The 14,149-nt window shown below is 63.3% G+C and carries 10 protein-coding genes; 6 read left to right on the forward strand and 4 right to left on the reverse strand.

The genetic code is table 11. From position 1 onward, the window contains the following. Positions 1-6: 6 nt before the first annotated feature. Together IB272_RS31650 and IB272_RS31655 are read right to left on the reverse strand one after the other, a co-directional pair. Positions 7-270: a hypothetical protein gene (locus IB272_RS31650; protein ID WP_192445742.1), complete on the reverse strand. Its 264-nt coding sequence runs from the start codon at positions 268-270 to the stop codon at positions 7-9. Beyond that, entirely contained in the window at positions 267-1,070 is an 804-nt protein-coding gene (locus IB272_RS31655; RefSeq protein WP_113080690.1) for a DUF899 domain-containing protein, read from the reverse strand. Before IB272_RS31655 ends, IB272_RS31650 begins: the two co-directional genes overlap by 4 nt. Positions 1,071-1,315: 245 nt before the next feature. On the opposite strand from IB272_RS31655, the gene IB272_RS31660 reads away from it, so the two are divergent. The 6 genes from IB272_RS31660 (at position 1,316) to IB272_RS31685 (ending at position 8,132) form a co-directional block, all read left to right on the forward strand. Then, a complete protein-coding gene (locus IB272_RS31660) occupies positions 1,316-3,160 on the forward strand; it encodes a phospholipase D-like domain-containing protein (RefSeq protein ID WP_060520512.1) in 1,845 nt (614 codons plus the stop codon). A 295-nt stretch (positions 3,161-3,455) separates the two neighbouring features. Further along, positions 3,456-4,628: an ABC transporter substrate-binding protein gene (locus tag IB272_RS31665; RefSeq protein WP_034800069.1), complete on the forward strand. Its 1,173-nt coding sequence runs from the start codon at positions 3,456-3,458 to the stop codon at positions 4,626-4,628. A 175-nt stretch (positions 4,629-4,803) separates the two neighbouring features. Further along, positions 4,804-5,670 carry a branched-chain amino acid ABC transporter permease gene (locus tag IB272_RS31670; RefSeq protein WP_034800070.1) on the forward strand — a complete coding sequence of 289 codons (867 nt, stop codon included), beginning with the start codon at positions 4,804-4,806 and terminating at the stop codon, positions 5,668-5,670. Between the two features lie 2 nt (positions 5,671-5,672). Continuing rightward, positions 5,673-6,671 (forward strand): branched-chain amino acid ABC transporter permease, encoded by a 999-nt coding sequence (locus tag IB272_RS31675; protein WP_034800115.1) that lies wholly within the window; start codon positions 5,673-5,675, stop codon positions 6,669-6,671. Next, positions 6,671-7,435, forward strand: coding sequence for an ABC transporter ATP-binding protein (locus IB272_RS31680; RefSeq protein ID WP_060529554.1), 765 nt, complete (start codon positions 6,671-6,673; stop codon positions 7,433-7,435). Before IB272_RS31675 ends, IB272_RS31680 begins: the two co-directional genes overlap by 1 nt. After that, positions 7,416-8,132, forward strand: coding sequence for an ABC transporter ATP-binding protein (locus tag IB272_RS31685; protein ID WP_060520536.1), 717 nt, complete (start codon positions 7,416-7,418; stop codon positions 8,130-8,132). The genes IB272_RS31680 and IB272_RS31685 overlap by 20 nt, the downstream gene beginning before the upstream one ends. Before the next feature lie 22 nt (positions 8,133-8,154). Here the strand turns inward: IB272_RS31685 and IB272_RS31690 are convergent, their stop codons facing one another. After that, positions 8,155-10,161: a CHASE2 domain-containing protein gene (locus IB272_RS31690; protein ID WP_192445743.1), complete on the reverse strand. Its 2,007-nt coding sequence runs from the start codon at positions 10,159-10,161 to the stop codon at positions 8,155-8,157. Then, positions 10,161-13,817: a FecR domain-containing protein gene (locus IB272_RS31695; RefSeq protein WP_192445744.1), complete on the reverse strand. Its 3,657-nt coding sequence runs from the start codon at positions 13,815-13,817 to the stop codon at positions 10,161-10,163. The genes IB272_RS31690 and IB272_RS31695 overlap by 1 nt, the downstream gene beginning before the upstream one ends. Between the last annotated feature and the right edge of the window lie 332 nt (positions 13,818-14,149).

Raw genomic sequence — 14,149 nt, forward strand, 5'->3', positions numbered from 1 at the left:
GATCCCTCAGCGCTTTCTGATGTCGATCAGTTTCAGCCAGGGCTGAAGGTGAAAGGCGCCCATCAGCAGATACATGGCGGTCATCCCGCCGATCACAGTTTGTCCGGCGCCGCTACACAGCATCGGATCGGCCCCGGCGGTTCCCATCTTGGAAAGAACCGCCATCAGGGCGAAGGTGGGGGCGGCGGCAAGCGCCAACCCCGCAGCTACCAAACGGGCGAGGGAGGGCGCCCGCCCGTCGCGCTCACCGGAGCGGGCGCCGATGCTCATGGCTTCGCGCTCGTGTCGGAGGCGCGCATCGCGGCCTCGCCGGCATCCGATACTTCGACCCATCTTTTGTCGGGGGCAGCGCCTTCGACGTAGCTGTCGTTCCAGTTCCACCACTTGTAGGTCGGGGTCTGCGGATATCCGGCCGGCGAATCCTCCCACACTTCCTGTCGGCCGAGCGGGGTGATGTCGAGATAGTTCCAGGTGCTGCCCATCTGTTCGTCGCCGCGGCTGTTGACGAGGTAGGTGCGAAACAGCTCTTCGCCGTCGCGGAAGAAGACATTGTGGCCGTGCCACTCGCCCACGCCGAAATCAGCATCGAAGCTGTCGGTGATGGTGTACCAGGGCATGGTCCAGCCCATCCGTGCCTTCAGCCTGGCAATATCCGCCTGCGGGGCGCGCGAGGCAAAGACCAGGGTCGTGTCACGGGCGTTAAGGTGCGACAGATGCGCAACCTGATCGGCGACCATCGAGCAGCCCCGGCAGCCGTGATCGGGCCAGCCATGCACGCCCGGTTCGTAGAAGGCGCGGTAGACGATCAACTGGCGCCGGCCGGCAAAGAGGTCAAGCAGGCCCGCCTTGCCGTCGGGGCCCTCGAACACGTAGTTCTTGGTCACGGCCGTCCAGGGCATCCGCCGACGCTCGGCGGCCAACGCATCGCGGGCGCGGGTGTGCGCCTTTTCCTTTACCAGCATTTCCTGCCGGGCCGCTTCCCATGCCTGTGCCGAAACCACCGGCGGCTTCTGCATCGTCGACTGGGCGTCCGCGCGTCCGTTCTCGCGTTTCTCGATCGTCTGGGTCATGGTGCTGTGTCTCCTCGTTTCAGCAAAGCTTCTCAACGCAAGGCCGATGCCTTGCAGTCCTGAGCAGCTTGACACCGCAAGAGGATCGGCGGGAGTAACAAGTGTGGCGGTGTTTTCGAGCCGGAGCCGCTACCACTGCGCAGCGGCGCGGGAGTTCGCCGATCAAGCTCCTTTGTAGTTGTCGCTGTTGTAATTCCTCGAAGTTGAGCGAGTATGCTTGTCGCAACCACGCGCGGGAGGACGGCATGCATTTCGTTTCGGATGCGGTTGGCGGGTACAAGGTCTTCGCCGTGTCGGGGGTCAATACGGTTTCGTTCGCGATAGACTATCGCAACGCCGACACCGCGGGGCTTCTCGGTTTTGCGGTCGAGCGGCATGATCCAACGGAAGGCGAGCGGTACTACATGTACGGCTTCAAGGTCTTCGAAACGGTGATCTCCCATCCCAATGAGGATACCGTCGTTCTGACCTACGACCATCCCGTTCAGAGTTTCGTCTGGGATGACTTCACGGCCAAGCCCGGTCGGCGTTACGACTATTACTTCCATCCGCTGACAGGTATGGCGAAGAACATCGACCGGTCAGCACCTGCCATCAGAATCGGTATCAAAACCGAACCGCTCTTCAGTGAGGAGACGCACGACGTTTTCTTCAACCGCGGTGTCGCGAGCAGCCAGGCCTACCGACGCCGTTTCGGAAACAAGCCGCCGGACAAGCTGGAAACGCCGGAAAAGACGCTCGAGGCGCTGCAGTGGCTGAGCCGGGACCTTGACGAAGCACTGCTGCGTTTCATCGACGAGGCGGAAGCGGGGGACACGCTGCTCGGCTGCTTCTATGAATTCAGATATCGCCCCGTCGTGGAAAGGCTGAAGGCCGCCTTCGAGCGCGGCGTCGCCGTGAGGCTCGTGCTCGACGCGAAGGAAAATGCCTATACCGACAAGAAGGGCAAGTTCCACGAGAGCTTTCCGCGCGAGGAGAACAAGGAAATCGTCCGCACCGTAGGGCTTCCGAAGGCGGCGATCGCGCGGTGGCGGGAGAACAATCCCGCCGACATACAGCACAACAAGTTCATGGTGCTGCTCCCCAAGGATCCGGGCCGAAAGCCGCAGGTTTGGACAGGCTCGACGAACCTGTCGATGGGCGGCGTGCATGGCCAGACCAATGTCGGGCATTGGGTCCGCGACGCCGATCTCGCCAAGGCATTTGAAACATACTGGACACTGCTTGCCGGCGACCCTGGTGCGGCAAAGACCGACAATCCTGCCGCGAGCAGGTCAAAGCGAAAAGCCTTTCGCAAGGCGGTCTCTGACCTTGCCGAGGTGCCGCATGCGCCCGCGGATGTTTCAAGCGGCGTGACCTCGATCTTCAGTCCGCGTGCCGGAAGCGCCGTTCTGGATATGTATGTGAGGGCGCTGGACGAGGCGCGGTCCTATGGCGGCGTGACGCTCGCCTTCGGGATCAACGATCGCTTCAAGCAGGCGTTTCTCGACAATAGTGCCCAGTCCGGCGTGCATCCGGTGCTCTTCCTCCTCCTGGAAAAGCGCGACCAGCCTAAGGCCAAGGCGAAGAAGCCGTTCATTCCGCTGACGGCGCGACAGAACGTCTATCAGGCCTGGGGATCCTATCTGCGCGATCCGGTCTATCAGTGGGCGCGGGAAACCAATGCGCGGGCGCTCGGGCTCAACAATCACGTCGCCTATGTGCATTCCAAGTTTCTGCTCGCCGATCCCCTTGGCGCGGATCCAATGGTCGTCACCGGTTCGGCGAACTTCTCGGACGCGTCGACCAACGACAACGACGAGAACATGCTGCTCATCCGTGGCGATCGGCGCGCGGCCGACATCTACTTCACGGAGTTCAATCGGCTGTTCAACCACTATTATTTCCGCTCTGTCCGGGAGGCGACAGCAAAGAAGAAGTCCGACCGGGACAAGGCGGCGCGCGTGGGGACATCCGAGGGAGCCGCGGCCAGTCTGTTCCTCGATGAAACTGGCGAGTGGCTGAAGAAGTACAAGCCCGGCAAGCTGCGAGCCAAACGCGTTCAGGTCTTCATCGACATGGCGCAGCCGGAAAATCTGCCGCCGATCTAGGTCTGCGGCGGCGATACGCCCCGAACCTGCGATTGCGCCGCCACCGTGTCGTTTGCTGCTCCCCTGTGGGCTGGCGCGGGCACCGGAAGGTGCGTGTCATGGGCTGGGGATTTCGGTGCACTCGGCTGGCCGAGGCGCGCTGCCTGTGTCAAAACATAACCCCTAAATTATGATTGGCACCCCATATTTCATTTTTACATCACCGTTTGGCATGGCAAGCTGACAACCATCAAATCGACAGTCGTTTGCGACGAGGATGCGGGCTCGGGAGTGGCCGGCATCTCAGGGAGGAAATATGAAGCGGATGATTCTGGCTGCGGTTGCGGCTTTGGCAATGAGCAGTGCTGCCTATGCCGACACGATCAAGATCGGTGTCGTCGGACCGTTCTCCGGCCCCTTCGCGCTGCAGGGCAAGAACTTCAAGGCTGGCATCGACGCCTATATGGCGCTGAACGGCAGCAAGGTCGGCGACGACGATATCGAGATCATCTACCGCGACGTGCCGCAGGCCGATCCCGCCCAGTCAAAGGCGCTGGCCCAGGAACTGGTGGTCAAGGAAGGCGTGCAGTACCTCGCCGGCTTCTACTTCACCCCGGATGCCATGGCGGTCACGCCGCTGCTCACCCAGGCGAATGTGCCGCTCGTCATCATGAACGCGGCGACCTCGGCGATCGTCACCAAAAGCCCGCTCGTCGTGCGCACCTCGTTCACCACCTGGCAGACCTCGACGCCGATCGCCAAGGTTGCCAAGGACGCGGGTGTTTCCAAGGTGATCTCCGTCGTCAGCGACTACGGCCCGGGCGTGGACGCCGAGAACGCCTTCAAGACGGGCTTCGAAGCGGCCGGCGGCCAGGTGGTCGAAGCGATCCGCATGCCGCTTGCGACCAACGACTTTTCCCCAATCATGCAGCGCATCAAGGATTCGGGCGCGGAAGGCGTCTTCGCCTTCCTGCCGTCCGGCCCGACGACGCTCGGCTTCGTCAAGGCCTTCAAGGAAAACGGCCTGAAGGACGGCGGCATCAAGTTCTTTGCGCCCGGCGACCTCACGCAGGAATCCGATTTGCCTGCTCTCGGTGAGGCGGCGCTCGGCATTCAGACGACCTTCCACTACGCCGTCTCGCACGACTCGCCGGAGAACAAGGCCTTTGTCGAAGCGGCGAGCAAGGCGATCGGCAACCCGGCCGAACTCTCGTTCCCCTCGGTCGGAGCCTATGACGGCATGCATGTGATTTACAAGATGATCGAGGCGACCGGCGGCGAGCAGGATGCGGCCAAGGCCGTGGAAGCCGTGAAAGGCCTCTCTTGGGTCAGCCCGCGTGGTCCGGTGACGATCGATCCGGAATCGCGTCACATCACCCAGAACATCTATCTGCGCGAGGTCGCCAAGGCCGATGACGGCACCTATTACAACAAGGAAATCCAGACCTTCGAGAAGCAGGGCGACCCCGGTCTCGCTGCGCTGAAGTAGTCGACTTGGGCGGGTGCTGAGCGCCCACCGACACTGATGATGCGTTGACCGGTTGCTTTTGAGCGACCGGCGCGCCTGCGGCGCCGCGAATGCTGGCGCCTGACTGCCGCTCCGCGCATAGTGCGCACCGAATCCGGCGCAGCCAAATTTGGAAGAAAGGGCAACGGATAGCCCCATGCAAACCGTCCTCAGCATTGCGATCGACGCCCTTGCCTATGGCATGGTGCTCTTCGTCATCTCCATCGGCCTTTCGGTCACCATGGGCCTGATGCGCGTGGTCAACCTGGCGCATGGCGCCTTTGCCATGATCGGCGGTTACATCGCCTCCTATGCAGCGCGCGATTTGGGTCTTGCCTACGGCTTTGCCGTGCTGCTCGCGGTCTTCGGCACCATCATCATCGCCGTGCCGATCGAGCGGCTGCTCTATAGGCGGATCTACGGCGCACCGGAACTGACCCAGGTGCTGATGACCATTGGTATCACATTCTGCATCATCGGCATCGCCAACTATGTCTTCGGCCCGACGCTGAAGACGGTGCCGCTGCCTGGCGAATTGCAGGGATCCGTCGATCTCGGCTTCCGGGCAATCGCCACCCATCGCATCTTTGCGATCGTCTGCGGCCTCGTGGTTGCAGCCGGTCTCTGGTACGCGATCGAAAAGACGGCCTTCGGCGTCAAGCTGCGGGCCTCGGTTGACAACGCGGCAATGGCGGCCGCCCTCGGTGTGCGCACGGAAATCGTCTATGCGGTGAGCTTTGCGGTTGCCGTCGGACTTGCCGCCTTCGGCGGCGTGGTGGGGGCGGAACTTCTTCCGGTCGAACCCTATTACGCGTTGCGTTACATGGTGACGTTCCTGGTCGTAGTCTCCGTCGGCGGCGCCGGGTCTATCCCGGGCGCGCTCGTTGCCTGCCTGCTGCTCGGCGCGATCGATACGACCGGCCGTTATCTCATGCCGGAATTCGGTGAATTCTTCTTCTATCTGGCCGTGATCGCGATCATCTGCGTGTTCCCGCGCGGGCTCGCCGGGAGGGCCAAGGGATGACCATGACGACGACGAACGACTTGATCGCGACCGCTCCGGTGCGCCGACGGTTTGGCGGTGGGGACCTCATAGGTCTGGCCGTTATCCTGCTGGTCGCGGTGGTCGGCTACTTCCTCTTTCCCAACAATCTGGCTCTTCTGACCCGGATCATCGCAGCCGCTCTGTTGGTGCTGTCGCTCGATCTCGTCACCGGCTATTGCGGTGTCGCGACGCTCGGGCACGCGGCCCTCTTCGGCGCCGGCGCCTATGCTGCGGGCATCGCCTCGGCGCATTACGGCATCAACGATCCGCTGGCGATGCTGGCCTTCGGCATTGTTGCCGGGGCGGTGGCGGGACTTATCTGCGGGGTCGTCATCCTGCGTGCGCACGGGCTGCCGCAACTGGTGCTGTCGATCGCGCTCATCCATCTCTTCCACGAGTTCGCCAACAAGGCCTCCTCCTGGACCGGTGGCAGCGACGGGCTCTCCGGCATTGCGCCGACGGCACTTCTCGGACTCTACGAGTTCGATCTCTGGGGCCGCACGGCCTATGTCTTCGGCGTGGCGCTGCTTGCCATCGTCTTCGTCGTGCTGCGACTGATCGTGCGCTCGCCCTTCGGCATGTTGTGCCGCGGCATCAAGGAAGACCCTGTCCGCATCCGCTCGATGGGGGCGTCGCCGAAGTTCGCGCTCACGAAAATGTATGTCATCTCCGGTGCCGTTGCCGGCGTCGGCGGCGCGCTGAATGCGATCTCCACCCAGGTCGTCGGGCTCGACAGCCTCTCCTTTACGATGTCTGCCGAAAGCCTCGTCATGCTGGTGCTCGGGGGTACGGGCTCGTTGTTCGGTGCGCTCACGGGCACTGTCGTCTTCATGTTTTTCGAGGACGTGGTCTCGGCGGCCAATCCCTTCCACTGGCTGACGATGGTGGGCGCGCTGTTGATCGCCGTCGTGCTTTTCGCGCCGAAGGGCATCTATGGCACCGCGGCTGCGTTCTTTGCCCGCCGCAAGGAGGCACAGTGATGCAGCCGATCTTCGAAGTCCGCAACTTGAAGCGCGCCTTCGGCGGGCTCGCGGTCACCAATGACGTCAGCCTCAGCATGGCGCCGGGCGACCGGGTCGCGCTGATTGGGCCGAACGGCGCCGGCAAGACGACGTTCGTCAATCTCGTGACCGGCAATCTCAAGCCGGATTCCGGCGAGGTGCGTATCGGTGGCGAGGTGGTGACCGGTATCGACGCCATCGGTCGGGTGCGAAGGGGACTCGTTCGCTCGTTTCAGGTGACGCGGCTCTTTGCCGATATGACACCTTCCGAACATGTTGCGCTCGCTGTCCTGCAACGCACTGGCCGCGCCGGTCGTCTGTTCGGCAATTTTCTGGGCATGCCGGACGTCATGGCCGAGGTGGCAGACCTTCTCGGCAAGCTCGGGCTTCGGGAACTGATGCACCGCAAGGTGAGCGAGATCGCCTACGGTCAGCAACGCTTGCTGGAAATCGCCGTTGCGCTGGCGCTGAAGCCGCGGGTGCTGCTGCTCGACGAGCCCGCCGCCGGCGTGCCGCAGAGCGACACCGGCCGGATCGAGCAGGCACTGGCCGACCTGCCAGCCGATCTCGCCGTCTTGATGATTGAGCATGACATGGATCTCGTCTTCCGCTTTGCCAAGCGCGTCGTCGTGCTGGCCGCCGGCGCGATCATCTTCGACGGTTCGCCGTCTGACGTGACGAAGGATCCGCGCGTGCGGGAAGCCTATCTGGGGAGCTATGCCAATGCCAGCCACGCCGCTTGAGGTGGAAAACCTGTCCGCCGGCTATGGGCCGACGCGGGTGCTCGAAGGCGTGTCCTTTGCCGTTCCGGCAGGTGCCCGGCTTGCCGTGCTCGGTCGCAACGGCATGGGCAAGACGACCCTGCTTGCAACGCTTGCCGGCCAGACGCGACGTTATGACGGGCGCATCCGCATGGGCGGGACGGACGTGACCGTGTTGCCAAGTGCTGCGCGCGCCATGCAGGGGCTCGGCTTCGTGCCGCAGGCGCGCTGCGTCTTCCCGACGCTGACCGTGGAGGAGAACCTGTTCGTCGGCCTCAAGAACCGCCCGAAAAGTGCGATCCAGGAAGCCTACGACATGTTCCCGCGTCTCTTCGAGCGCCGGCGCAATCTCGGCAGCCAGCTCTCAGGGGGCGAACAGCAGATGCTGTCGACGGCACGCTCCATCCTCGGCCGTCCGTCGATCCTGTTGCTCGACGAACCGCTGGAGGGCCTGGCGCCCGTTATCTGCGAAGAGCTGATGAAGGCGTTTGCCGAACTGGCAAAGACCGGCGACATGACGATCGTCTTGGTCGAACAGCGCATTCAGAGCGCGCTCGACTTTGCCGACCGGGTGATCGTGCTCGAACGCGGCCGGATCGCCTGGACCGGAACGCCGGAAGCGCTGGCGGGAGATCACGATACCGTCGAGCGGCTGCTCGGCGTCGGCGGGCTCCACTGACCACGCGGTCGGTTGTGGCTGCTCACTTCGGTTCCCGTCGCGACGTATCGAGACGGGAACGCTCCCTTTCGTAGTAGCGCGCGAGTGGCGGCAGGGCGCTCCTCAACTGGTCGAACACCGCGTCATGAGCTCGAAGCGTGCCGTCATATTTGGCCTGTACGAAGGCCTGGTGGCGTTCGATCGCGTCCTTCCTGGCGCCGACGGCGACGGTGAAGACCGGCGACACGGCGGTGCGGCCCTTGACGGTGATGCGATCGAGTTCGGCGATCGGGAAGGTCTTTTCGACGAGACGCGCGGTCTCCTCGCCGAGGAGCAGAGAGATGCCGTAGTCCTTCGATGCGCCTTCGAGGCGCGAGGCCAGATTGACGGCGTCGCCAAGGGCCGAATAGTCGAACCGCTGGTGCGAGCCCATGTTGCCGACGACGCATTCGCCGGTGTTGATGCCGATGCCGATCCTCAAGGTTTGGGCCGGTCGGCGTTCCCGTTTCGCCTCGCTTTCGAGTTCCCGGTTCACCCGTTCAAGCCGCGCAAGCATGTCGAGCGCCGCCCCGACTGCATGCACGGCATGGTCGGGGTCGTCGAGCGGCGCGTTCCAGAAGGCCATCAGGCAGTCGCCGATATATTTGTCGATGGTACCGCCCTGTTCGAGAACGGCTTCTGAAAGCGGCGTCAGCAGCCGGTTGACCAGTGCCGTCAAACGCTCCGGATCCTCCTTCATTTCCTCCGCGATGGTGGTAAAGCCCCGGATGTCGCAAAAGAGGATCGACAGCGTGCGCCGTTCGCCGCCGAGCCTCAGGTGTGACGGGTCTTTCGCCAGGCGCTCGACAAGGGCAGGGGAGAGGTACTGCTGGAAGGCGCGGGTGATTTCGCGGCGCTTCTTGCGTTCCTCCGCATAGTCGAGCCCGGCCTGGCCGGCAGTCACGGCAAGGAACGCAAGCCCAGGCCCAAGCGGCGACAGAAAGACGTGGCCAAGACGCATCGCGGCATAGCTGGCGGCGATGATCAGGCCGATGGCGACGGCGCCATAGGCAAGCGTGCGCCAGCCGGTCGTCCGCAGCACCGAAAAGGCCGCAAGCATCGCGGCCAGCGCAATGGCGGCAACCACATACGGTCTTGCAGCGCGCTGAATGAAAAGCTCATGGGCCAGATTGTCGTAGATGGTAGCCTGCATCTCAACGCCGGAAACGAGCTTGTTCGAATGTACGGTATCCGATGTCGTGAAGGCATCGGCCCCGCCATCGGCGATCGATGGCGCATTTTGCAGGCTGAGACCGACGAGCACGACACGGTCCTCGAACATGCCTTCTGGCAGGAAATTGTCGGGATCGAGCGCCTGGTAATAGGAGACGGTGGGATAGGTCCGCGCCGGTCCGAAGACCTGGATCAGCGCGTCCTTTGGCGGTGCGTGCGATTTTGCGCCGGCGATTGCCGCGAGCACGGCGGCAAATCCGTCCGGATAGTCGGGAACGGCGCGCAACGTTCCGTCGCCGCTGAGGCTGACGGAGGCGATCCCGGTCCAGGCGCCCTTTGCGATGAAGCGGGCGAGCGGCTCGGTGCGCACGAACTGGTCGGCCTGCGGCGCCTCCACCAGCGTCTGGTCTCCGGCAAGAACCACGTCCGCGCCGAGCGCCTTTTCCAGCGCCTCGTCGTTGGCGGCATCGGCCGAAGGTTCAGCGAAAATCACGTCGATGCCGATGGCGCGTGCGCCGGCCTTGCGCAGCGCCTCGATGAGGCGCGCATGCAGGGCGCGCGGCCAGGGCCATTGGCGCCCGATTTCGGCCATCGACGGTTCGTCGATCGCGACGATGATCGGGCTGTCCTCGGGCAGCGGCGGGCCGTCGATGGTCGACAGGTAGTCGAAGCTGCGCAACTCGTTCAGCCGCCAGGCATTGGTCAAGGTCGCCAGCGACAGCGCGATGGCGACGAAAACCGCAAGCGCAAGAAGTTTCGCCCGCCGTTGCAGGAAGCGGGGGCTGTCCCATTGTCCGGACCGACCGCTCGATGCCTGCACGGCGACGCGCTCCTCCATCAGAACCGCACTTTGATCGTGCCTTTGAACGTTCGTCCCCAACCCGGCAGGCCATTGCCCAGCTCGAAATCTTCATCGAGCAGATTGAAGGCTGCCAGATCGACCTCGATCTGCTTGTCGAACGGTTCCCATTGCAAGGCGGCGTCGAGCGTCCAGAAGTCGTCGAGCGTCTTTATCCCGCCGGGTCGTGAGCCGACATAGTTGGCGGCAACGGTCGTCTTGACGTTCGCAGTGCTGACCCAAGTCAGCGCCGCTTGGCCGGTGTTTTCGGGCACGAACAGCAGTTCGCCGGGCTGGTTGCCGGTATGTTCCTTAACGTCGGCTTCCGTGTGGGCCGCGGTCAGGGAGAGGCCGAAGCCGTGGCCGATGGCAAAGTTCGCCGTTGCCGCAACCCGGTCGAGCCCGACCTTGGCATACGCAAGGCTGGTGGTCGAAAGCGGAATGTCGAGCGCGAGTTGCCGCACCTCCTGGTGCTGGTAGTCGAGCGCGGTGAAGAACCAGCTGTTCCACTCCGCGTCCCAACGCAGTGCCAGCGTATCGGCATAGCCTTCGGCGCCGAAGCGCAGCTGGTTCGGCTGCAGCCCGACGATGCCGATCGGCGCAAGGGTGGCGACGTCGAAGTTGAGGCCATCGCGCATGGCTGCCGCCCGCAGCCAATGCCCTTCGGCCGGCGCCCAGGCGATGCCGATTTTCGGTTCGAGCCTGACACCGCCGTCGTTGACGCCTTCGATATAGCGGGCAAAGAGGGCGCCTTCCGTCTTCAGGTCCGGCGTGATTTCGTAGATCGTGTCGATGTAAGCCTTGGCGACCGTCTGTGTGGCGGACGTCGAACCGGACGCGATGACGGGCGCATTGCTGCTGCCGGTGCTGACGCCCAGCGGGTCAAAAATGTCGAACGCGCTCGATGACTTTACCACGCCGCCTTCGACGCCGTAGCGCCAGGTGAAATCGCCGTCACCGTAAAGGTGATTGATGGCGGCGATATAGGTTCTTTGCTTGTCCTCGCTCCGGCTGGTGGCAAGGTCCGGAAAGCGCGGGTCCGTGAGCCGGATCCGCTCGTTTTCCGTGGTATTCTGATCGGAGAAGAAGAACGCGGCATTGGCGATGTTGCGGTATCCGAAGGTATGGCTCCACGCCACGCCCGAGAGTAGCCGCGAGGAATCGTCGTCGCTCAGCCCGTCGAGCTTCAGAGGGGCCGCGCGGGGATCCGGGATATCGAAAATACTGCGTTTATCATCAAGATCGCCGTAGTTGGCATAGGCCACGACCCTGTCATCCGGCGTCGGGGAGGCTGTCACATAGCCATTGCCGCCAAGCAGGCGTGCTTCACGCTCGATCGCCAGGCCATTGCCGATATCGATCGTATCGCGCGGCTTCTCCCAATGCAGATTGCCGTAGACGCTGATCGGGAAGGGCGAGAACGTCAGCCCGCGCAGTTCCGCCTCGCCGATCCCGCCCTCATGGTCGCTGTCGGCGATGATGCCGCCTGCGACCGCGGCCTCGAAGAACGGCCGTTGGACGAGATTGGCCGTGCGCTCGCGGCTTGCCAGCATGTGCGGCTCGATCAGCAGCCCCTGGAAGAAGGCGGAGAAGCTCTGCGCATTGGCGGTGTTGACGACGGGGCTGCCATCGAAATCATAGGTGTTGAACAGCGGATTGACGCTGCCGCGGATCGCCTGGTCGACATAGCTCGATCCCGTGAACGGATCGAAGACCACATCGCCGTAATATTGCCCCCAGGCGTTCAGGCCTTGCAGGCGGAAGGCGTCGTTGAGCGTCGATCCGGCATCCTGGTTGGCGCCGAGCGGAGCACTTTCGCCGCCGCGCGCCCGCGTCCGCCGCATCAGTTCCTGCGCGTAGCGGATCGCCGCATCGGAATCGTATTCGTCGATCGCAATCGCGGTCCGCACGGTCGCGACGACGGGGTCGTTCGGGTCGAGCCGGTCGGCATTGTCGAGGGCCTGTGCCGCCGGAAGGCGGTCTCCCTTTTCATAATGCGCCGCCGAGAGCAGCAATTGCGCGTTGGAATAGGCGGGGTTGGTCGTCGAACCGGCCAAGAGGTCGTCGATCGCCTTGTCCAGGTTGCCGTTCTGCAAATGGTACCGACCGCGGGCGACGAGCACGAGGTCGAAGGAAGGATCGATCGCGAGTGCCGTATCGATCTCGCGCTTTGCTTCCGCAAGCCGCATTTCATCGAGGTACTGATAGGCCAGGTTGGCGTGGTAAAGCGGATCGGCCGGATCGAGTTCCACGGCCTTCTGGAATGCTCTCTCGGCGCCGCGATTGTCGCCCCGCTCGCTTTTTGCCAGGCCCACCCAGTTCCAGAGAGACGGGTCGCCCGGCGTGATTTCCAAGGCACGCTCGAGATCCGCCAGCGCGCCTATTCGATCGTTTTCAATGAGCAAGCGGTACTTGGCGCGCGATTCCAGTGCGGTCGGGTCGTCGGGATCGTTCGCAAGCGCCTTTTCGATACCGGCGCGCGTTTCGTCTCGATCGTCGAGCAGCATTGCAAATTGCGCGCGGGCCGCTGGGAGGAACGGATCGTCCGGATATCGCCTTTCCGCCTTCTTGATCGTTTCGATCGCTGCGCGGATATCGGTGCGAAAGCCCGCGGTCCAGGCCGCAGCGAAGGCGCCATAGGCACCTGTTGCCTGAGACGGCGGCTGCTCGATCCGGTCCGGGTCGGCGAGAGCGCGTGCGAAATAGCCGCCGAAGGCCGCGACGGAGCGGCGGTCGGCATCGAGCCCGGGGGTTGCCTTTTCGAACAGCTGTGCCGCATCGCCGTAGCGGTTTTCAGAACCGGCAATCAGCGCTTCGACGAGATAGGCGCGCGCGGCTTGAGATCGATTGAGGCCGAGGCGTCGAGCCTGTTGAAGGGCGGCTGTGGCCTGGGCTCGCCCGTCGAACCGCAGTTGGATTTCGGCGAGTGTCAGCCAATCTTCGGCCGAGCGCGACGCTTCCGGCCGGGCTTCGATCCGTTCGCGCTCATCGCGCATGTCGCGCACCTTAAGCGGGGTTGACGGCATGAGCGCGAAGGCGTCGCGTAAAGACAGATGGAAGAGCATCTGTTCGCGGTCCTTCGGCGTCACGATCACGATCTTGGTCGGCGCTTTCCCGATCGCGGCAACGGCGCCTTCACCCTGCTTCACGGTGACGCTTCCAAGTTCGTTGGCGAGTTCGACCACGCCTTCAAGCACGGTCAGCGAGGTCGTGTCGCCGGCGACCGTCAGGGTCCAATCGGTGCCACGAATGGCAGCGGTTGCCGCCGGCGTGTCGATCGTCAGGCCCTGGCCGCCACGCTCCGCCCGTGCCCAGATCGTGCCTGACTGCAGTTCGAGATTGGTATCGCTGCCTGTGCCCATCCGTTTGACGCGCAACGCCGTGTTGCGGCCGAGCCGGATCTGGGTGTGGTCGGAGAAAAGCACCGCCAGCGCCCCGGTCGCATTGGTGCGCAGGATATCGCCGGACAAAAGGTCCTGTGCGAGATCGACGAAGCGCCAGCTCGAAACGTCGACGAAGCGCACTTCCTCACCGGATTTTCGGGCAATCACCGATCCGGCCACGGGCGGTGTTCTTTGAACCGGTTCTGCCAAGCCTGCGCTTGGACAGAGGATTGCCACTGTCGCAAGCAGTCCCCGAAGCTGATGCCGCCCCATCTTCGTTCCCGTCTCCGTCCCACCGTGGATTCAGTGAATTTCGATCAGGATAAAGTCAATAGAATTCGAATATTCTTAATTGCGTTCCAAGTGATATGGCTAGTTCGCGAGGCAAATCTGTAACGCCAGGGCGAGAGCAAGGGGTCTCGTCTGCCGCTCCTTGTTGTCGGACAGTCGGTGAGGAAGGCTTATCCGAATTAGAGCATTCGCGTGGGTGGTTTTGGCCCACGATTTGGCGTCCCTGCACCGGCTGCCTGCCGGCTCCATCAGGTGGTCCGGCGACTCCGCTGGGGCTGCAACGCTTATTTTCCAAGCGCTCAAATCTTGACGCA

Origin of the sequence: Ensifer sp. ENS08 (assembly GCF_014852195.1) — a bacterium.
Lineage (GTDB): Bacteria > Pseudomonadota > Alphaproteobacteria > Rhizobiales > Rhizobiaceae > Ensifer > Ensifer adhaerens.

Excerpts from the sequence above, each read along its gene's own strand:
- IB272_RS31650 (WP_192445742.1), bottom strand. The coding sequence starts at position 270 with ATGAGCATCGGCGCCCGCTCCGGTGAGCGCGACGGGCGGGCGCCCTCC.
- IB272_RS31655 (WP_113080690.1), bottom strand. The coding sequence starts at position 1,070 with ATGACCCAGACGATCGAGAAACGCGAGAACGGACGCGCGGACGCCCAG.
- IB272_RS31660 (WP_060520512.1), top strand. The coding sequence starts at position 1,316 with ATGCATTTCGTTTCGGATGCGGTTGGCGGGTACAAGGTCTTCGCCGTG.
- IB272_RS31665 (WP_034800069.1), top strand. The coding sequence starts at position 3,456 with ATGAAGCGGATGATTCTGGCTGCGGTTGCGGCTTTGGCAATGAGCAGT.
- IB272_RS31670 (WP_034800070.1), top strand. The coding sequence starts at position 4,804 with ATGCAAACCGTCCTCAGCATTGCGATCGACGCCCTTGCCTATGGCATG.
- IB272_RS31675 (WP_034800115.1), top strand. The coding sequence starts at position 5,673 with ATGACGACGACGAACGACTTGATCGCGACCGCTCCGGTGCGCCGACGG.
- IB272_RS31680 (WP_060529554.1), top strand. The coding sequence starts at position 6,671 with ATGCAGCCGATCTTCGAAGTCCGCAACTTGAAGCGCGCCTTCGGCGGG.
- IB272_RS31685 (WP_060520536.1), top strand. The coding sequence starts at position 7,416 with ATGCCAGCCACGCCGCTTGAGGTGGAAAACCTGTCCGCCGGCTATGGG.
- IB272_RS31690 (WP_192445743.1), bottom strand. The coding sequence starts at position 10,161 with ATGGAGGAGCGCGTCGCCGTGCAGGCATCGAGCGGTCGGTCCGGACAA.
- IB272_RS31695 (WP_192445744.1), bottom strand. The coding sequence starts at position 13,817 with ATGGGGCGGCATCAGCTTCGGGGACTGCTTGCGACAGTGGCAATCCTC.